At 60.6% G+C, this 18,330-nt stretch carries 17 protein-coding genes; 7 read left to right on the top strand and 10 right to left on the bottom strand.

Annotated features, from left to right (window positions below):
- Window positions 1-102: 102 nt before the first annotated feature.
- Window positions 103-1,110 carry an SGNH/GDSL hydrolase family protein gene (locus TX23_RS24860; protein ID WP_057704438.1) on the bottom strand — a complete coding sequence of 336 codons (1,008 nt, stop codon included), beginning with the start codon at window positions 1,108-1,110 and terminating at the stop codon, window positions 103-105.
- Between the two features lie 310 nt (window positions 1,111-1,420).
- On the opposite strand from TX23_RS24860, the gene TX23_RS24865 reads away from it, so the two are divergent.
- Both TX23_RS24865 and tam read left to right on the top strand, forming a co-directional pair.
- Entirely contained in the window at window positions 1,421-2,890 is a 1,470-nt protein-coding gene (locus TX23_RS24865; RefSeq protein WP_057704439.1) for an aminotransferase-like domain-containing protein, read from the top strand.
- An 86-nt stretch (window positions 2,891-2,976) separates the two neighbouring features.
- Window positions 2,977-3,738 (top strand): trans-aconitate 2-methyltransferase, encoded by a 762-nt coding sequence (tam, locus tag TX23_RS24870; RefSeq protein WP_057704440.1) that lies wholly within the window; start codon window positions 2,977-2,979, stop codon window positions 3,736-3,738.
- Between the two features lie 36 nt (window positions 3,739-3,774).
- Here tam and TX23_RS24875 read toward each other — a convergent pair whose 3' ends face one another.
- On the bottom strand, window positions 3,775-4,323 hold the full coding sequence (locus TX23_RS24875) for a cysteine hydrolase family protein (RefSeq protein WP_057704441.1): 549 nt from the start codon (window positions 4,321-4,323) through the stop codon (window positions 3,775-3,777).
- Window positions 4,324-4,419: 96 nt separating this feature from the next.
- Here TX23_RS24875 and TX23_RS24880 point away from each other — a divergent pair, with 96 nt between their 5' ends.
- From TX23_RS24880 to TX23_RS24890, 3 genes are all read left to right on the top strand, one after another.
- Window positions 4,420-5,391: a GlxA family transcriptional regulator gene (locus tag TX23_RS24880; RefSeq protein WP_057704442.1), complete on the top strand. Its 972-nt coding sequence runs from the start codon at window positions 4,420-4,422 to the stop codon at window positions 5,389-5,391.
- A 171-nt stretch (window positions 5,392-5,562) separates the two neighbouring features.
- The gene (locus TX23_RS24885; RefSeq protein ID WP_057704443.1) at window positions 5,563-6,672 is read left to right on the top strand and encodes a DUF3182 family protein; all 1,110 of its coding nucleotides are present in this window, start codon (window positions 5,563-5,565) and stop codon (window positions 6,670-6,672) included.
- The gene (locus TX23_RS24890) at window positions 6,662-7,417 is read left to right on the top strand and encodes an alpha/beta hydrolase family protein (protein ID WP_057704444.1); all 756 of its coding nucleotides are present in this window, start codon (window positions 6,662-6,664) and stop codon (window positions 7,415-7,417) included. The genes TX23_RS24885 and TX23_RS24890 overlap by 11 nt, the downstream gene beginning before the upstream one ends.
- Before the next feature lie 4 nt (window positions 7,418-7,421).
- Here the strand turns inward: TX23_RS24890 and TX23_RS24895 are convergent, their stop codons facing one another.
- The 4 genes from TX23_RS24895 to TX23_RS24910 are packed head-to-tail and all read right to left on the bottom strand — an operon-like array spanning window position 7,422 to window position 11,326.
- Window positions 7,422-8,378, bottom strand: a complete 957-nt coding sequence (locus tag TX23_RS24895) for a lysylphosphatidylglycerol synthase domain-containing protein (protein ID WP_057704445.1) — start codon at window positions 8,376-8,378, stop codon at window positions 7,422-7,424.
- Window positions 8,368-9,630, bottom strand: coding sequence for a cardiolipin synthase ClsB (gene clsB, locus TX23_RS24900; RefSeq protein WP_057704446.1), 1,263 nt, complete (start codon window positions 9,628-9,630; stop codon window positions 8,368-8,370). Before clsB ends, TX23_RS24895 begins: the two co-directional genes overlap by 11 nt.
- On the bottom strand, window positions 9,627-10,403 hold the full coding sequence (locus TX23_RS24905) for an endonuclease/exonuclease/phosphatase family protein (RefSeq protein ID WP_057704447.1): 777 nt from the start codon (window positions 10,401-10,403) through the stop codon (window positions 9,627-9,629). The genes clsB and TX23_RS24905 overlap by 4 nt, the downstream gene beginning before the upstream one ends.
- Complete coding sequence (locus tag TX23_RS24910) at window positions 10,400-11,326, bottom strand: DUF72 domain-containing protein (protein ID WP_057704448.1); 927 nt, start codon at window positions 11,324-11,326, stop codon at window positions 10,400-10,402. Before TX23_RS24910 ends, TX23_RS24905 begins: the two co-directional genes overlap by 4 nt.
- Window positions 11,327-11,640: 314 nt before the next feature.
- Between TX23_RS24910 and TX23_RS24915 the strand changes: the two genes are divergently transcribed.
- Together TX23_RS24915 and TX23_RS24920 are read left to right on the top strand one after the other, a co-directional pair.
- Window positions 11,641-13,719, top strand: a complete 2,079-nt coding sequence (locus TX23_RS24915) for a mechanosensitive ion channel family protein (protein ID WP_057704449.1) — start codon at window positions 11,641-11,643, stop codon at window positions 13,717-13,719.
- A 237-nt stretch (window positions 13,720-13,956) separates the two neighbouring features.
- Window positions 13,957-14,841, top strand: coding sequence for a sugar nucleotide-binding protein (locus tag TX23_RS24920; RefSeq protein WP_057704450.1), 885 nt, complete (start codon window positions 13,957-13,959; stop codon window positions 14,839-14,841).
- Window positions 14,842-14,982: 141 nt separating this feature from the next.
- Here the strand turns inward: TX23_RS24920 and TX23_RS24925 are convergent, their stop codons facing one another.
- The 4 genes from TX23_RS24925 to TX23_RS24940 form a co-directional block, all read right to left on the bottom strand.
- Window positions 14,983-15,681: an OmpW/AlkL family protein gene (locus tag TX23_RS24925; protein ID WP_057704451.1), complete on the bottom strand. Its 699-nt coding sequence runs from the start codon at window positions 15,679-15,681 to the stop codon at window positions 14,983-14,985.
- Window positions 15,682-15,775: 94 nt separating this feature from the next.
- On the bottom strand, window positions 15,776-16,297 hold the full coding sequence (locus TX23_RS24930) for a DUF3299 domain-containing protein (RefSeq protein ID WP_057704452.1): 522 nt from the start codon (window positions 16,295-16,297) through the stop codon (window positions 15,776-15,778).
- A gap of 11 nt (window positions 16,298-16,308) precedes the next feature.
- Window positions 16,309-17,574 carry an ABC transporter permease gene (locus tag TX23_RS24935; RefSeq protein WP_057704453.1) on the bottom strand — a complete coding sequence of 422 codons (1,266 nt, stop codon included), beginning with the start codon at window positions 17,572-17,574 and terminating at the stop codon, window positions 16,309-16,311.
- 1 nt (window position 17,575) lies between these two features.
- Window positions 17,576-18,286, bottom strand: coding sequence for an ABC transporter ATP-binding protein (locus tag TX23_RS24940; RefSeq protein ID WP_057704454.1), 711 nt, complete (start codon window positions 18,284-18,286; stop codon window positions 17,576-17,578).
- Window positions 18,287-18,330 lie beyond the last annotated feature (44 nt).

The raw sequence follows: 18,330 nt of genomic DNA on the forward strand, positions 1-18,330 counted from the left end.
GCTGCGTCAGAACATCGGATAAATGGAGGAGTCAGGTTTCTTCTTCTTTTTTCCAAACAGGCGCTGGAAAAACTTCTTGATGGATTTCATGTGCAAGTCCTTTTAGCGGGTGACATCGAGAATAAGTTTTGAAACCAGGTCATTGCCGGCATCGGTGAAGTGGATGCGATCAACGAACTGCCAGTCCTGCGGCTTCAGTGCCTCTGCCAACAACGGTGTGATATCGACAAACCCCACGCCCATGGCCCGGGCCCCGTCGCGCAGGCGCTGGGCGTAGGCTTCGCGAACCGAGGTTTGCAGGATGTCGCCATACACCTCGGTGAAATTGCCGAGCTGGTCGAGTTCGGCAAACAGTTGCTCTTCCTCATGGCTGCCGGTCTCGCGCACCCAGCCGGCGAGCGGTTGCAGGATGAACGTCAGTTTCGCACCCATGTCGGCGGCCAGGGCGCGCCAGATATCCAGGTGCTGCAAGGTCAGGTTGGCGGCGTAGTCGATCTGTTCCTGCATCGACGGCGGTGCGGGCTGCTCGGGCTCTTGAGGCTTGCCGAACAGATTCGACAGGCTCCAGTTGCTGGCGGCCGGCTGCTGGGGCGTCAAGGCATCGAAAAATTGATGGCAGTTGAAAAACGCGCCGTGCTCGCCCCGATAGTGGTGAGGCTGACGTGCCAGGCCAAGGTTGTTGAAACCGGAAAACAACACGATTTCATCGACCTTGGGCAGGTGATGCCGGTTCAGGGTAAACAGCACCAGTTCCTGGGTAGAGTTGAAACTGCGGCCGCCGAAATTGATCCAGCGCTGGCCGCGGGAATCGTTGTGCGTGAGGCGTGAAGCCAGGGTCCAGTTGTCGGCGCTTGCGCCAATGCCGAAGACGGTGGAACTGCCCGCCAACAGGCGTACCGGGCCATTGCCCTTGACGCCATCGACCACCGAGTAGCGGGTGCCCAATGACTCGGAGTAGCGAAAGCCGGATGAATCGGTATTGACCACGGGGGAAGCATGATCAGTAGGATGGAAGTACATCAAGTAGGGTAGCCATCGAACCTCACCGGCATCGGTGAATTTCTGTTCGTACTCGGCCATCTGCGGTGTGAGCGTCATCCTTGTCGTCATAGCGCTTGATCCATTATTCGCTGGGCAGATTCAAACACCTGTGGGTTTGTCAGGCGTTTGTTTTGTAGGGCATTTCTGAAAATTTGGTACGTACAGTGCTGCTTTTCTATTTTGTGACTACTTTGTATCAACCTTGTCCAAGGTCTCGTGCACTGTTATGGGACCTATCATCCCAAGGCGTCGATGTGTATTGCAGATACAGCAGAACTCAATATTTTGAATACAGATTAGGTTTTCACGCTAAAAATTTTTCAAAAAAAGGCCAATCTGTACCTTCTTAAGCGACAGATCAGAAGCTACAGTCGGGCCTATGACTCTTTATCTGAACCTCGCCGAATTCATCAGCAGCCGCATCGAACAAGGCCTGTATGGGCCCGGTGAGCGTTTGCCATCTGTACGCACCCTCAGCCATGAGCACGGCGTCAGCCTGACCACCGTGCAACAGGCTTACCGTGTATTGGAATGTTCGGGGTTGGCGGTGTCGCGCCCCAAGTCGGGCTATTTCGTGCCGTCGGACCGGCGTGTGGCGCCTTTGCCGCAGATGGGGCGACCCGTCCTGCGTCCGGTGGATATTTCCCAGTGGGACATGGTTCAGGAGCTGATACGCCTGGATCAAAGCGCCGATATCGTACAACTGGGCTGCGGAATGCCGGACATCAGCGTGCCGACCCTCAAGCCACTGCTGACCACCATGGCCCGTATCAGTCGGCGCAGTGATAATGCCAGCCTGCAATACAGCCACATTCAGGGTGTATTGGCGTTGCGCGAACAGATCGCCCGGCTGTCCATCGATGCGGGTGTCCGCCTGACCCCGGCCGACCTGGTTGTCACCAGCGGCTGTCAGGAAGCACTTTCCACCGCAATTCGTGCGATTTGCGCACCCGGCGATATCGTCGCGATCGCCTCGCCGAGCTACTACGGGATGATGCAGATCCTCAAGGCGGCCGGACTCAAGGCGCTGGAGATCCCCAGCGACCCGGTGACCGGCATCAACCTGGAAGCCCTGGAGATGGCCCTGGAGCAGTGGCCGATCAAGGTGATCCAGTTGACCGCCAACTGTAACAACCCGATGGGCTACATCATGCCCGACGAGCGCAAGCTCAAGCTGATCCGCATGGCCCAGCGCTTCGACATCCCGATCATCGAAGACGATATTTACGGTGACCTGTCGCATCGCTATCCGCGGCCACGCTCACTCAAATCCTTCGATGAAGACAACCGTGTGGTGTTGTGCAGTTCGTTTTCCAAGACCGTGGCCCCTGGCCTGCGCGTCGGCTGGATCGCCCCGGGGCGCTATCTGCCCCAGGTGCTGCATATGAAATTCATCGGTTCGGGTGCCACCGTCACCCAACCGCAACTGGCCGTCGCCGAATTTATCGCCAAGGGTAACTACCAACTGCACCTGCGGCGTATGCGCAAGCAGTACAAGCGCAACGGCGATTTGATGAGTGAGTGGGTCAACCGCTACTTCCCGGCGGGGACCCGGGTCAGCCAGCCTCAGGGTGGCTTTACGCTGTGGGTCGAGCTGCCCGGGGAGTTCGATACCTACGCGCTTAATCGGCTGTTGGAAGCACAGGATGTTCAGGTGGCCAACGGTAATATTTTCTCGGCAGCTGGAAAGTACCGTAATTGCATCCGGCTGAACTTCGCCAACCCTCCCACACGCAAGGTTGAGATAGCCGTGCAAAAGGTCGGGCAAACCGTTGGCCAGTTGATACAGATGGAGTTGGACAACCCCCTCACCACGCAACAATGGCAGCCTCAGCCCTCTGGGTTTTAAGTGGCTGTGTGCTCACTCGGCGGCATTTGTTCTCAGGGGTCACACGATTTAGGCTGTAGCCCTCTTTAAGAAGAAGGAACGCCGCGATGACCTGGTCCGCCAAGCAGTACACCCTGTTCGAACAACAGCGCACTCGCCCGGTCCGCGACCTGGTAGCGGCGATTCCCGAAACCAACGTGCGCACAGCCGTCGACCTGGGCTGCGGGCCGGGCAACTCCACGGCGGTGTTGGCCGAGCGTTTCCCCCAGGCGCGCGTCACCGGGCTGGACAGCTCCGATGATATGTTGGCCGATGCCCGCAAACGCCTGCCGGCGCTGAGCTTTGAGCTGGCAGATATCGGCGCCTGGAACCCCGCGCAAACATTCGACGTAATCCTGGCAAACGCGTCCCTGCAATGGCTGCCAGACCACGCCGTGCTCTATCCGCACCTGGTCAAACAATTGAACCCCGGCGGTACGCTGGCGGTGCAAACGCCGGACAATCTCGACGAACCCGCCCACCGGTTGGCCCGCGAAGTGGCGGGCGACGGGCCATGGTCGGCGAAGATCGGCGCGGTCAAACACAATGAGCGGCACACCGCCAGTTACTACTATGAGTTGCTGAGCAAGCATTGCAGCACGGTGGATGTGTGGCGCACCACCTACCAGCACCCGTTGGCGGATCATGCGGCGGTGGTGGAGTGGTTCAAGGCGTCGGCATTGCGGCCGTTTCTTGCGCCGTTGACCGACGACGAAAAGGCCGCCTTCCTGCAGCAATACCAGGCGCGAATTGCCCAGGCTTATCCAGCCCTGGCCGATGGCACGGTGTTGCTGCCCTTTCCGCGCCTGTTCATCATCGCCACACGCTAACGCAATCGGCTTAAGTGGCGGTCACGCGGCCGCCGCTTAAGCCTGCAAATATTCCTGCGCCGACACTACACCGGCATAGCCAAATGCCAACGACGCCATGTACGCCCCATGCACCTGCGCCGCCGGGATCACCTGGCCGTTGAATTCCTGATCGCGGGTAGCGCAAGCGTCATGGATCACCGTGACCTTATAGCCCAGGTCCGCCGCCGCCCGCACCACAGCATCCACACACATATGACTCATGCTGCCGACCACCACCAGATCGGTGATGCTGCGCTGCTCCAGCAACTCGCGCAGGTTGGTTTGGCGAAACGCATTCACAAAATGCTTGAGCACTACCGGTTCGTCACCCTGGTTCAACACCTTGTCATGCAGGCGAGCACCTTCGGAGCCGGGTGTGAAGAACGGCGCATCGTCGCCTTCAAACTCATGGCGTACATGAATCACCGCATCGCCAGCCTGTCGAAAGGCCTGTAGCACCTGCGCCGCCTTGTCCGCTGCGGCTTCCACACCGTCAAGCGGCCACTTGCCCTGGGGGAAGTAGTCGTTCTGGATATCGATTAGGATGAGCGCTTGCTTGGCCATGTGTATTGCCTCGTGATGGGTTGATGGGCCCAGTATCTTAGCTGGCGCCAAGGTTGAGAATTGGCCGCACCGACAATAACAGGGGGAAAACTGACAATGGCCGTGGAACGCGCGACGCTCGAACTGGGTGTATTGATCTATCAGGGCGCGCAACTGGCTGCAGTGCATGGGCTGACCGACCTGTTCGGGGTCGCCAATCGCATCGCCGCCGAGCATCAAGCTGCGCAACTGCCGCTGCTGCGGGTCAGTCACTGGCAGGTGGACGCCCACGGCACGCCTGCGCGTGTGTTCGACAGCCACCCAGGGCCGGACCAACCGATGATGGCTCTGCTGGTACCGCCGTCGATTGGCGAGTTCACCGAAGACCAGGCGCCGCCCGCGCTGCTGGAGTGGATCCGCCGGCAGCATGGCGCCGGTACGGTGCTTGGCGGTGTGTGCATCGGCTCAATCATGCTGGCGCGCAGCGGCCTGTTGGACGGGCGCTGCGCCACCGCTCACTGGTCGTCCTCGCAAGCCTTTGCGGCCAGTTACCCGGCAGTGCGTCTGGAAGCGGATAAACCCATCGTCGATGACGGCGACCTGATCACCACCGCCGGGCTGATGGCCTGGTCCGAACTGGGCCTGCGCCTGGTCGACCGGCTGATGGGCCCCAGTGTCGCAGCCGACACTGCGCGGTTTCTGGTGATCGAACACAGTGACAGCGCCAGCCAGTGCGGCAGCAACTTTGCGCCGATTTTAAGGCACGGTGACAGTGCGATCCTCAAGATCCAACATTGGTTGCAAGCCAGCGGCGCCGTGGATGTTTCGGTGGCGGCGATGGCGCAGGAGGCGAACCTGGAAGAACGCACGTTTTTACGGCGTTTTCGCAGTGCGACGGGGCTCAAACCCACCGAGTACTGCCAGCATCTGCGGGTCGGCAAGGCCCGGCAGATGCTGGAGTTCACCAACAGCACGATCGACCACATCGCCTGGACCGTGGGTTATCAGGACCCCAGCGCTTTTCGCGCAATCTTCAAGAAGATTACCGGCCTGGCCCCCAGCGACTACCGTGCCCGGTTTGGCGTTTGAATCGTGCAGAACGCCGTGGGTTTAACCCCTCGTCGTGCAGAATAAAACAGGCTAACTGCCATCGCCTTTCGCGCAACGTATTGATTTAAATACCAACCATCCCAAAGCGGCGTTGGCCTGATCCCTGCAGCTTTCCCGCTACACACAAGGTGGGATAGCCAAGGGGAACGCATGACCCCGACAAATCGCAAGAAACTGGTGATCGCACACTCCACGCGTGCAGGTGCACCCCAGCACGAAGTTGAAACCAACCGCGCTTTGGCCCGCTGGCTGGCGCAGATATTGGGGCTCAAGTTTGGTGGCAGTTACGACCCTCAGGTCCATGCCGGTCGCGAGCTGTATTTGCTGCCCACTCAAACCCTGGTCGGGCCGGCCTCGGCATTGCAGCTTAACGTCAGAGGGCCGGAAGATTTGTGGGGCGGCTATGTCGACCACGATTTCATGTGTACCAAAGCCATCAGTCACGGCCTGTTGAGCCCGGATGCCAAGGCACCTGAAGGTTGGTCGCCACTCTTCTGCGAGCGCGTCCGTGACGTGGTGTTGGACGGCTTGAGCGTGTTCGCCCTGGAAGACGCCAGGCCCGCCGCCACGCGCTTGCTCTATAGCGGCCCGATCCGTATGAAACCGGTGCACGCCTGTGCCGGACGCGGCCAGGAAGTTATCCACAGCCTCGATGAGTTCGACGCGATAGTGGCGCGTGCTGACGCGGCGGATCTGTTCAACGCCGGCGTGGTGCTGGAACAAGACCTGCACGATGTGGTCACCCACAGTGTGGGCCAGAGCTTTATCAGTGAGTACGTATTGAGCTATTGCGGCGAGCAATACCTGACCCAGGACGGGCAGGGCGAGCAGGTTTACGGCGGCTCCAACCTGCTGGTCGTACCCGGCTACTACGAAGACCTGCTGCAACTGGCCCTGCCGGACGATGTGCGGCAAGCCATCGAGCAAGCCCGGGTTTTCGATAATGCTGCCGACGAAGCCTACCCGGGGTTCTACGCCTCGCGGCGCAATTACGACATCGCCCAGGGCCTGGACGGTGACGGCCAGCGCCGTAGCGGCGTGCTCGAACAATCCTGGCGCATGGGCGGGGCCAGCAGCGCGGAAGTCGCGGCGCTGCAGAGCTTTATCAACAACCCGAGCCTCGCGGCCATTCGGGTGTCTTCGGTGGAAACCTACGTGGATCAAGCGCTGCCGGTGGATGCCATCGAGGTGTACCGAGGCCCGGCCGAAAACAGCGACTTTCTGCTCAAGTATGTGACGGTTCAATCTTATGACGGCTAGAAGCGAGAGCATCAGTATCGATGTAGATGACGAACAGATGAGTGGGACATTCCTCAGCCCCAAGTCCAAAGTGCCCGGCGTGTTGTTCGTGCACGGTTGGGGCGGCAGCCAGGAGCGCGATCTGGAACGCGCCAAAGGCATCGCGGGGCTGGGTTGTGTATGCCTGACCTTCGACCTGCGGGGGCACGCCGGCACCGGCATTCCCTTATCGCGCGTTACCCGCGAAGACAACCTGCGCGATTTGCTGGCCGCCTACGACCGGCTGCTGTCCCACCCGGCCATCGACACCTCGGCGGTGGCGGTGGTGGGCACCAGCTACGGCGGCTATCTGGCAGCGATTCTGACTTCATTGCGCCCGGTGCGTTGGCTGGCGCTGCGGGTACCCGCGCTGTACCGCGATCAGGAATGGCTCAAGCCCAAGCGTGAGCTGGATAAGGCCGACCTGATGGATTATCGCGGCACGCTGGTGCATGCCGAAACCAACCGTGCGCTGCACGCCTGCGCGCAATTTACCGGCGATGTGCTGATTGTCGAATCGGAAACCGACGACCACGTGCCCCACGCCACCATCATGAGTTACCGCGCGGCGTGCCAGCAAACCCATTCCCTGACCCACCGCATCATCGACGGCGCCGATCATTCCCTGAGCGACCCGGTGTCGCAACAAGCCTACACCTCGATCCTGGTGGACTGGATTACCGAGATGGTGGTGGGTGAGCGGTTGAGCATTTTCCAATCCCGATAGGACGTTAAGCGGGTGTCTTCTTCACCCGCAACGCCTTGGCCTTGGCCTCCACCCCCAAGTACATCACCAACGCAATCAGCAACGGGCAAATAAAATAAATCGCCCGATACGCGATCAACCCGGCCAACAAACTCCCCCGCGATGCCTCATGCTGCAACAACCCGATAAACACCGCCTCCAACACCCCAAGCCCGGCGGGTATATGGGTGACCACACCGGCAATCGCGCTGATCAGCAATACGCCCATCACCAGCGGGTAATCCAGTTTGGCGGGCAGCAGTGTGAAAATAACCGCGGCCATCAGCGACCAGTTCAAGGCGCCCAGGGCCAGTTGCAGGCAGGCCATGCGCAGCGACGGCAAATTGATCTCGATGCCGCGCACCGACCACGCACGTTTTTTCGAAAACCGGCACGCCGCCAGGTAACCCAGGCTCGCGATCACCAGCAACACGCCCACACCTTGCAGCGCGCCGCTGCTGAGCTTCCAGCCCGGTGGCAGGCTGACCAGCCCGCTGCTGAACACCACCCCGGCCAGGACCATATAGCCGAACCAATTGGTGGCCAGGCTCAGGCCGAGGATCTTGGCAATATTGCTGGTGCTTACCCCCAGTCGCGAATACAGCCGATAACGCATGGCGATGCCGCCCACCCAGGCGCTCAGATTGAGGTTGAACGCATAGCTGATAATGCCCACCGGCAGGATCTGCTTCCAGCGCAGGGGCTGGCGAATGTAGGTGCGGCCAATCAGGTCGAAGCAGGCATACACAATAAAACTGCACAGCGTCAGCGCGCCAGCGATCAGCAATGTGCTGACTTTGAATTCGCTCAATGTCTGCAGCACTTCGCTCCAGTCGATGCGCCGGGCAAGCAGGGTGAAGAGCACGATCAGCAGCAGGAAGAACGCAATGGTCAGAGGCTTCTTCCACCGCTGGAACCGTGAGCCGTATTTTTCAGACGTCATGGGCCGGACTCTCGATGGGTTTCAAACGCGGCTTGTGCGCCGGCAGCCAGCTCGCCAGCGCGGGGAAGTGGCGCATGACATGGAACACCAGAAAGCCCACGGTCAGGCGCCACAACCACAGGCGCGGCTTGCGCTTGGCCGGCATGGTCTGGCAATGGTCTCGCGCCAGTGCTTCCAGGCTTTGGTACAACTGCTGGTTGAAGGCGCGGTCGCGAATCAGCGCGTTGGCTTCCAGGTTCAGCGCCAGGCTCAGGGGGTCGAGGTTGCTTGAGCCCACGGTGCTCCATTCGTCGTCCACCAGCGCCACCTTGCCGTGCAACGGGCGTTGGCAGTACTCGTGAATGACCACGCCATCCTTGAGCAGGTAATCGTAGAGCATCCGCGCCGCCAGCTTGGCCAGCAGCACGTCGGGCTGGCCCTGCATGATCAACTGCACCTTCACGCCACGGCGCGCCGCATTACGAATCTCACGCAGCAAGCGATAGCCTGGGAAGAAATACGCGTTGGCAATCACCACCCGCTGCCGGGCCTGGCTCAAGGCGTGGATATACGCTTCTTCGATGTCGTCGCGATGCTGGACATTGTCGCGATAAATCAGGCGCACCAGCCCGTCACCGTGCTCGTCGGTCCAGGGTGAAGGCCGCTGCTGGCGGCGGCGCCAACCTCTGCGGGTGCGCACCTGGCGGCCGCTTTGGGCAAGGGCGAAATGGTGCAGGTCGGCGACTGCCGGGCCGATGATCTGTACCGCGTAATCCTGCTTGGCTTCGGGGCCGAAATCCCCCAAATGGTCAGCAGAAAAGTTGATCCCGCCGATAAACGCCACGCTGGCGTCTACCACTACGATCTTGCGGTGCAGGCGGCGAAACCAGTTGGTGCGTATGCCGAGGGTTTTGGACGCCGGGTCAAACATCTGCACCATCACACCGGCTTCGGCCAGTTCGCGCAGAAACGCCGGGCTCAGCTCGCCGCAGCCGAAACCGTCGAGGCTGACCACCACCTTGACCCCGCGTTGCGCCGCTTCGATGAGGATGCCTTGCAGCTCATGACCGACCTTGTCTTCAAAGAGGATGAAGGTCTCCAGCAGGATTTCGCGCTGGGCTTTGCGCATGGCGTCGAACACCGCAGGAAAATACGCCTCGCCATTTTCCAGCAATTGCAGGCGATTGCCGCTCTGCCAGCCGTAGTCCAGGTCCCGGGCCTTGCTGTCATCCGGCGGCTGGTCGGTGGCGATATGTTCTACCGCAATGTTCATAACTCAATCTCCACCGACAGGGGCACGTGGTCTGACAGGTGCGACCACGGCCGCGTGGTGAGCACGCGCGGGTTGTGGATGGTCAGGTTGCGCACATAGATGCGATCCAGCGCCAGCAACGGCAGGCGAGCCGGGAACGTCCGTGCAGGCTTGCCCTGGGTGTGGATGAACACTTCCTGCAGGCCGCTTTGGCTCAGGTCGGCCTTTTGCCGCCAGTCATTGAAATCGCCGGCGACCACCAGGGGCGCATCGGCGGGAATCTCGCCAATACGCTGCTCAAGCAAGCGCAATTGCTGTTGGCGATGCCCTTCGCGCAAGCCCAAGTGGATGCAGATAGCATGCACCTCGCGCTCGCCGCCCGGCAGACGCAATACACAATGCAGCAGGCCGCGGTTTTCATGGCCGCTTTGGGAGATGTCGAGGTTGTCGTAACGGATGATCTGGAATTTCGACAGCAACGCATTGCCATGGTCGCCATGGGGGTAGACCGCATTGCGACCATAGGCAAACTGCGGCCAGATGCTGTCGGCGAGGAATTCATACTGCGGCATCTTCGGCCAGTCGCTATAACGCTGGGGATGGCGCTCGTGGGTGCCGTGGATTTCTTGCAGGAACACCATGTCGGCACCCACGCTGCGCACCGCTTCGCGCAGTTCGGGCAAGATGAAGCGCCGATTCAGCGCGGTGAAGCCCTTGTGGATATTCACCGTCAGCACGGTAAAGCGTGTGATGGGGGCGGTCGGCGTGACAGGAATCAGCTCGGGGTGAGTCATGGCAGCACTCCCGGTTCCGGCAACTGGCCGGGTGCTGTGAGCAGGTGCTTATCCAGGCCGAAGCGCTGCAACAGCTGGCGCGCATCGAAAGGCGCACGCACTTTGATGTCGTTGTCGAAAAAGCAGAACACGTCACGCTGTTTGCGCACGCGGGGTTTGCGTTGCGGGGCCACAAGGTGCGCATCCGTAGGCTGTTTGCCCTTAGCCCAGCGTTCGATACGGTCGCCCCAGCGTTTGAGCGCCTCATCGGTATAGCCGCTGGCGTACAGCTGCTTGTCGCCATGTAGTCGCAAGTACATGAAGTTGGCAGTGACGTCTTCGATATACGGCCACTTGCCTGCGGTGTCTGCCACCACCAGCGCAACGCCGTACTTGTCCAGCAGCTGCACAAACTCTGGTACCGCAAAGCTCGTGTGGCGAATCTCCACCGCATGGCGCAGAGGTTTTTTGCCATGGGCTTTCATGCTCGCTTTGCCGTTCAGGCGTGGCTCATGCTGGCGGGCGAGGGCGGCGGCCTGTTGGGTGTCGGTGGGTAAGTCGGCGAGGAAGGCCTCGAACAGCGCGGCGTCGAATTTGAAGCTGGGCGGGAACTGCCAGAGGATGGGGCCCAACTTTTCTTTGAGCTCCAGCACCCCGGAGGCGAAGAAGTTTGCCATGGGTTTGTGCACCTCGCGCAAACGCAGGATGTGCGTGACATAGCGGGGTGCCTTGACGCTGAACATGAACCCTTCAGGCGTATCGGCATACCACTGCGCATAGCGCTTGGGGGTTTGCAGCGCATAGAAAGAGCCGTTGATTTCAATGCTGCTCACGGCGCGTGACGCAAACTGCAACTCGCGTTTCTGGGTCAGCCCGTCGGGGTAGAAATCCCCGCGCCAGGGCGTGTAGCGCCAGCCGGAAATGCCGATATGAATCGCCGCCATGCTTGCTCCTGTGAAGGTGGGGTGCGTTATGGATGACTGCGGTATTTGGCTGAAAGTTTCCACATTCCTACGGACGGCGCAGAGAGCCGCACCGACCCACAGTAGGAGCGAGCTTGCTCGCGAAAAACGTCAACGATAACGAGGGTTTACTGAATGAGCGCGGCGCGTGTGAGTTTTTCGCGAACAAGTTCGCTCCTACAAAAGCCTTAACTGACTGGCCCCACATATTTAAAGTGCGGGCCCGCAGACGCAGGGAACGATCAAGGCTCAAACCCGTCAGTTCCTTACAGACCCTTCTGAAGGAGCCCGCTGTTTTGCTGAATTTAAAGACTGCATTACTGCTCGGGGCGCTGCTGTTCTGCGGCAGCGGCGCGTTGCAAGCCGCGGCCACCGCGCCGGAGCCCGACGCGGCGGCCAAGCCTGAATTGCTGGTGGAGGGCGGTCTGCTGGGCGCCATCAGCTCCAGCATTGACGATGTGCAGCGCAAGCTTGATCTGAACCAGAACTTTATCGACGAGTGGCGCCTGCGAGCCGACCGGGCCGCGAATGAGGTCGGGCGGCTGGTCGATCAGACTGCCGCGCGCTCGCCGTGGAGCGTGGCCGGGGATTTTCTGCTGTTATCCGCCGTTTGGGTCGGTGCTTTTGCGTTGCTGACGTTACTGGGGCGCTTTATCGTGCGGCGCTTGAGCCTGCGCGCATTCTTGCGTCGTCGGGCACGCTTGCTGGCCGTGCTGGGGTATGTGGTGCCTTACACCCTCCCTGCGGTTATCTGCCTGCCATTGACGCTGTATGTCAGCCACTTTCTAGCCACTTCCGTAGGGCGGGCGCTGGCGCTGTGTTTTGCCTACGCCACCAGTAGCGGCATCTTTTCCACTTCCATGCTGCTGTGTGTGATCGTCATGTTCAATGTCGGCCACAAGCGCCCGGCGGTGCAGATCATTTGCGACTATTGCCCCAAACCTCTGTTCCTGATCGGCTTCCTTGCCGCCCTCAGCGATGCTCTCACCAGCCCGCAGATCGCCCGGCAACTGGGCGGCAACGTCACCAGCAGCGTGGCGGTGTTTACCGGGCTGTTCGCGACAGTGATCTTCGGTGTGCTGGTGGTTCGCCTGCGTCGCCCGGTGGCGCATTTGATTCGCAACCGGCCGTTGGCGCAGCGCCTTAAGCATCCGGCGTTGCAACAGTCGCTGCGGGTATTTTCCGGGTTGTGGTACTGGCCGATTCTGTTGATGGTGCTGGTTTCGGCGATCAACCTGATCGGTGCCGGCGACGACAATCAAAAGACCCTGCGCTGCGCGTTGTTAACCACCATCCTCCTTATCGGCACGGTGTTTCTCAGCACTGTGCTGCAACACCTGTTCAAGTCTCGCAGCCAAGTGGCGATACAGCGCAGCAGTGCGTACAAAGAGCGCTTTCTGAGCCTGCTGCACGCGATATTGCGCATCGTGATGGCCATCGCTTTTATCGAGATACTGGGGCGTATCTGGGGCGTGTCGCTGTTGGAGTTTGCCCAACGCAACTCAGTGGGGCGCGCGATCAGCGACTCGCTCAGCAGCATCGGCCTGATCCTGCTGATGACATGGCTGTTCTGGGTGGTACTCGATACGGCGATTCAGGAAGCGCTCAAGCCACCGGTGAACAAACGCTCCAGCCGCCAGCCCAGTACGCGGGTCAAAACCATCCTGCCGTTGCTGCGTAATGCGGTGAAAATCATTCTGGTGGTCATCTGTGCGATCACCACCATGGCCAATCTGGGTATCAACGTCGCGCCGTTACTTGCGGGTGCAGGGGTGGTCGGCCTGGCGATTGGTTTTGGTTCCCAGCAGTTGGTTCAGGACGTGATCACCGGCCTGTTTATCATCATCGAAGACACGCTCTCCATCGGCGACTGGGTGGTGCTCGACTCCGGCCACGCCGGGACTGTGGAGGGCCTGACTATCCGCACCCTGCGCCTGCGTGACGGCAAAGGCTTTGTGCATTCGGTGCCGTTCGGGCAGATCAAGGCGGTCACCAACCAGTCGCGCCAGTTCGCCTACGCGTTCTTCTCGGTGCAGTTCACCTACGACACCGATGTGGACAAGGCCGTGGAGCTGATCCGCGAAGCGGGCCAGTCGATTCGCGACGATGTGTTCCTCAAGTACAACCTGCAGGGGCCGCTGGAAGTATTCGGCGTGGACAAGATGGACCTCAATGGCGTGGTGCTCACCGCGCAATTTCGCACGGTATCGGGTGGGCAATATGCGGTGAGCCGGGCGTTCAACCAGCGCCTGAAGAAGCTTGTGGATAACTGCGATGAGGTGCATTTTGCGCAGACTTATCCACAACGGGTGCTGTTGCCCAAGCGTGTGGCGCAGGTGGATGAGGCGCAGGCCGAGCAACTCAGGCCGCAATGACGAGGCCTTGAAATCGGCGGCGCTGACGGATCGGCGGCCACGTCTGGGCACCTGTCATCGAGGGGAAAGTGCTGCAAAACCATCCACCGGCTCCAACAAGTTGCAAACACGTACTTTATCCGTGACGGTTGCGCTACAAACCCGCAAAATGCAACGATTCTGGCAACTACCTGCGGCAAGGCGCACACGCCTGTCGATAATAACCATCGTTCCAAACAGACCGGGCCTGCTCAATCTATGCGAATGCGCCTTATGTTACTGGGCGGCGGGAATGCCCTCGGGCAGGCGCTGATTCGCCTCGGTGCAGAGGAAGACATCGGTTTCCTCGCCCCCAAACCGCCCCAAGACGGCTGGGATGCCGCGAGCCTTACCCAATTGCTCGACGACACCCGTCCCGATGCGTTGATCAACCTCGCCTACTATTTCGACTGGTTCCAGGCCGAAACCGTGAGCGAAACCCGCCTGGCTGCGCAGGAGTTCGCCATCGAACGCCTGGCTGAATTGTGCCAGCACCACAGCATCACGCTGCTGCAACCTTCCAGCTATCGCGTGTTCGATGGTTCACGCGCCACCGCTTACAGCGAAAAAGACGAGCCGGTGCCCCTGGGCCTGCGCGGCCAGGCGTTGTGGCGTATCGAGCAGAGCGTGCGCGCCACTTGCCCGCAACATGTGCTGCTGCGATTTGGCTGGTTGCTCGATGACAGTGTCGACGGCACGCTCGGGCGTTTCCTGGCTCGGGCTGAAAAGCCGGATGAGCTGTTGATGGCCGACGACCGTCGCGGCAACCCGACGCCGGTGGACGACGCCGCACGGGTGATTATCTCGGTGCTCAAGCAGCTCGATTGCGCGGCGCCGTTGTGGGGCACCTACCACTATGCCGGGCACGAGGCGACCACGCCGTTGGCGCTGGGCCAGGCGATTATCACCGAAGCGCGCAATTTCCACCCGCTGGCGATCGAGTCGCCGACTGCCCAGGCCCATGCGGCCCGGCCGGATGCGGCAGAGGAACCGCAGCACGCGGTGCTGGCGTGCAAGAAGATCCTGCATACCTTTGGCATCAAGCCAAGGGCATGGCGGGCGGGGCTTCCGGCACTATTGGATCGGTTCTACCGCCACAGCTGACGCCACACAAAACCAAAATGTGGGAGGGGCTTGCTCCCGATAGCAGAGTGTCAGTCAATAGATTCATGGACTGGTCCACCGCTATCGGGAGCAAGTCGAATCGTCGCACCGCCCCTCCCACAGTTGTTTATGCAGTGTTGCTTAGAACTTGTAACCGATACCCACCATGTAAACCATCGGATCCACGTCCACATTGACCTTGGCCCGAGTGCCCTGGCCCAGCGCATTGTTATCCACAGTCGCCTTGGTGCTGATGTCGATGTAGCGCGCCTGGGCGTTGATCATCCAGTTGTCGTTGATCATGTAGTCGGCGCCGATCTGCGCGGCCCAGCCCCAGGAGTTTTCGGCCTTGAAGTTGCTGAAGCCGGCTTGCTGGGCGCGACCGCCGACGTGTTCGTCGTAGATCCAGGTGTAGTTGATACCCGCGCCAACGTACGGCTGGAATGCTGACTTGTTGTCCAGCGGGTAGTACACGACGCTCAGGGTTGGCGGCAGGTGTTTGAGCGAGCCGAGTTTGCCGTTGGCGGCGCCCAGTGCGGTGTTCTTGAGTTTCACGTCATGCTCGAACGGCGTGGCCGCCAGCAGTTCGATACCCACGTGGTCGGTGATCATGTAGGCGAAGTTCAAGCCCAGTTGGGTGTCGCTGCTCATGGTCGCCTTGCCGCCCAGGTTGGTGCCGGCCAGCGGGCCCTGGTCAACCTTGACTTTGCCGCTGTCGGCCTCCGGGTTGACGGTGATTGCACCGGCACGCACCAGAATATCGCCTGCCTGGTGAGCGTGTGCGACCGGGGCGAAGAGGGCGAGCGCGAAGAGGGACGCGCCGAGCAGAGACTTGTTCATGGGAGCTCCAAAGGACGTTTAAAAGTTGTACGTCCAATGGTAAAGATCGTTCCGTTCGGTCTTTTGACTCAGCTCAATGAAAGGGCGATCAGCGTTACTCTGGCAGCTCGTACATGTAAATCTTCTCGGCATCCATTTGGTAACCGGCGTCGGCCAGTTCACTCGACGATGGCTTGACCTGCATTGCGCCTTCGATCCAGTACGGCTGATACAGCTCATCGAGTTTCACCCCGACTTCACTTTTCACATGCACGATCTGGTTCGAGGGCGGTGGCGGCACGTGGATGCATGCGCCGAAATACGGCACCAGCAGGAACTCGGTGGTGCGGCCTTCTTCGCTGACTTCCAGCGGCACGATATACCCCGGCAAGCGGATGCGCTGGCCGTCGAGGCTCTGTACCACCGGTGCGTTGGGCAGGTCCTGCTTGGCTGCGGGCGCGGCCTCGACGGACAAGGCATCGGCCATGTTCGACAGGTCGTGCAACGGCTTCATATTGGGCACTTCCGGTGGCGCATCCGGCGGGATCATTTCCTGCCAGGACAGGTCCTTGGGCTGTTCATCCGCCCACACCGGCACGGCCGTCAGCAGCAACAGGGCAAACAGGGCACGACGCATCGAAGCCTTCCTCATAAACGGATGGACAGGCCATCGGCCAAAGATTGTCGATAGGCGCGCCACGCGGGCACGCTGCCCATCAACAGCGCTGCCGCGAGGATACTCGCCAGCAGGGTCCATTCATATTCGCTCGGCCAGGCCATCGGCAAGTCCAGACCGTAATTGGCCTGCAAGTAACCCCGAGAGGCGGCGATGCATACATACAGCAGCCCTACGCCTGCCACCACGCCCGACAGAGCCAGGGCGAAGGCTTCGAAGATCAGCAGGGTTGCGATATGCCAGGGACGTGCGCCCACCGAACGCAGGATCGCCATCTCGCGGCGGCGCTCGTTGAGGCTGGTGAGGATCGCCGTGAGCATACCGATCAACCCGGTCAGCACCACAAACAGCGAGATCACGAACAAGGCTTTCTCGGCGGTGCCCATCATGCTCCACAGTTCTTGCAACGCCACGCCTGGCAGGATCGCCAGCATCGGCTCGCCACGGAACTCATTGATCTGCCGTTGCAGAGCGAAGGTGGAAATCTTGTTGTTAAGGCCGAGCATGAACGCGGTGATGGCTTGCGGCGTCAGGTCCATATTGCGCGCCTGATCGGCGCTGATGCGGCCTTTGCCCTGGGCCGGCACACCGTTGTGCCAGTCGACATGGATCGCTTCCATACCGCCCAGGCTGATGTGCAACGTGCGATCGACTGGCGTACCGGTACGCTTGAGAATGCCGACCACGGTGAAGGGTTTGTCGTCGTGCTTGACCAGGCTGACCACCGCTACACCGTGGGCCAGCACCAGCTTGTCGCCGAGTTTGTAATGCAGGGCCTCGGCGACTTCGGCACCAAGTACCACCTCGAACGGGTCGGTGGCGAAGGCGCGGCCGCTGGCCAGTTCGAGGTTTTGCTTGCGCCCGTACTGGTAATGCTCGAAGTAGGATTCGTTGGTGCCCATCACGCGGTAACCGCGATGGGAGTCGCCGAGGGAAATCGGAATGGCCCATTTCACCTGGGGGCTGGCGGCGAAATGCTCAAAGCTGTCCCAACGGATGTTGTTGGTGGCGTTGCCGATACGAAACACCGAATACAGCAGCAGGTTGACCGAACCCGAACGTGCGCCGACGATCAGGTCGGTGCCGCTGAGAGTGCTGGCAAAACTGTTGCGCGCCTCGACACGCACGCGCTCCACCGCCAGCAACAAGCACACGGAAAGCGCGATGGCGAAGGCCGTGAGAATCGCGGTAAAGCGGCGGTTAGCCAGGCTGGCCATGGCTAGACGAAACAGATACATCTCAAACCTCTGCGGGCGTGGCGGCGCGATTGAGTTCGGCCAGCGACAGGTTGCGGTCGAACAGTGACGCCAGGCTCTGGTCGTGGCTGACGAACAACAGGCTGGCGCCTGCGTCACGGCATTCGGCGAACAGCAGTTGAATAAAGGCTTCGCGGGCGTCGTAGTCCAGGGCCGAGGTGGGTTCGTCGGCGATCACCAGTTCCGGTTGGCCGATCAACGCACGAGCGGCAGCCACCCGTTGTTGCTGGCCGATAGACAGCGAGTCGGCGCGGCGCTCCAGTAAGTCCTTGTCCTTCAAGCCCAGGTGCGCGAGCAGGGTTGCGGCCGCCTGGTCGACACTGCCGTGGCGCTGCTTGGCCCGCTGCGCGCGCAGCCTGGAAAAGTGGCAAGGCAACTCGACGTTTTCGCGCACCGACAGAAACGGCAGCAGGTTGAACTGCTGGAAGATGTAGCCGGTGTGGTCCACCCGGAAACGATCACGGGCGCCGGCCGAAAGTTCGGTCAACTCCTGACCAAGCAGGCGAATGCTGCCTCGGCTGGGTTTCTGCACGCCCCCCAACAGCCCCAGCAGCGTGGTCTTGCCACTGCCGCTCGGGCCCTTGAGAAACAGGGTTTCCCCGGGTTCCAGGCGGAACGCGGGAATGTCCAGCAACTGCGGGTGACCGGGCCAGTTGAAACCCAGGTCGGACAGTTCGATTAACGCTTGAGTCATGGGAAGTCAGTGTCGCCTGGTAGTTGAAAATGGCGCCGATCCAC

This window comes from Pseudomonas paralactis (assembly GCF_001439735.1).
GTDB lineage: Bacteria > Pseudomonadota > Gammaproteobacteria > Pseudomonadales > Pseudomonadaceae > Aquipseudomonas > Aquipseudomonas paralactis.

What these genes read in the sequence shown, in the direction of transcription:
- TX23_RS24860 (WP_057704438.1), bottom strand. Translation starts at nt 1,110, where the DNA reads ATGACGACAAGGATGACGCTCACACCGCAGATGGCCGAGTACGAACAG.
- TX23_RS24865 (WP_057704439.1), top strand. Translation starts at nt 1,421, where the DNA reads ATGACTCTTTATCTGAACCTCGCCGAATTCATCAGCAGCCGCATCGAA.
- tam (WP_057704440.1), top strand. Translation starts at nt 2,977, where the DNA reads ATGACCTGGTCCGCCAAGCAGTACACCCTGTTCGAACAACAGCGCACT.
- TX23_RS24875 (WP_057704441.1), bottom strand. Translation starts at nt 4,323, where the DNA reads ATGGCCAAGCAAGCGCTCATCCTAATCGATATCCAGAACGACTACTTC.
- TX23_RS24880 (WP_057704442.1), top strand. Translation starts at nt 4,420, where the DNA reads ATGGCCGTGGAACGCGCGACGCTCGAACTGGGTGTATTGATCTATCAG.
- TX23_RS24885 (WP_057704443.1), top strand. Translation starts at nt 5,563, where the DNA reads ATGACCCCGACAAATCGCAAGAAACTGGTGATCGCACACTCCACGCGT.
- TX23_RS24890 (WP_057704444.1), top strand. Translation starts at nt 6,662, where the DNA reads ATGACGGCTAGAAGCGAGAGCATCAGTATCGATGTAGATGACGAACAG.
- TX23_RS24895 (WP_057704445.1), bottom strand. Translation starts at nt 8,378, where the DNA reads ATGACGTCTGAAAAATACGGCTCACGGTTCCAGCGGTGGAAGAAGCCT.
- clsB (WP_057704446.1), bottom strand. Translation starts at nt 9,630, where the DNA reads ATGAACATTGCGGTAGAACATATCGCCACCGACCAGCCGCCGGATGAC.
- TX23_RS24905 (WP_057704447.1), bottom strand. Translation starts at nt 10,403, where the DNA reads ATGACTCACCCCGAGCTGATTCCTGTCACGCCGACCGCCCCCATCACA.
- TX23_RS24910 (WP_057704448.1), bottom strand. Translation starts at nt 11,326, where the DNA reads ATGGCGGCGATTCATATCGGCATTTCCGGCTGGCGCTACACGCCCTGG.
- TX23_RS24920 (WP_057704450.1), top strand. Translation starts at nt 13,957, where the DNA reads ATGCGAATGCGCCTTATGTTACTGGGCGGCGGGAATGCCCTCGGGCAG.
- TX23_RS24925 (WP_057704451.1), bottom strand. Translation starts at nt 15,681, where the DNA reads ATGAACAAGTCTCTGCTCGGCGCGTCCCTCTTCGCGCTCGCCCTCTTC.
- TX23_RS24930 (WP_057704452.1), bottom strand. Translation starts at nt 16,297, where the DNA reads ATGCGTCGTGCCCTGTTTGCCCTGTTGCTGCTGACGGCCGTGCCGGTG.
- TX23_RS24935 (WP_057704453.1), bottom strand. Translation starts at nt 17,574, where the DNA reads ATGTATCTGTTTCGTCTAGCCATGGCCAGCCTGGCTAACCGCCGCTTT.
- TX23_RS24940 (WP_057704454.1), bottom strand. Translation starts at nt 18,286, where the DNA reads ATGACTCAAGCGTTAATCGAACTGTCCGACCTGGGTTTCAACTGGCCC.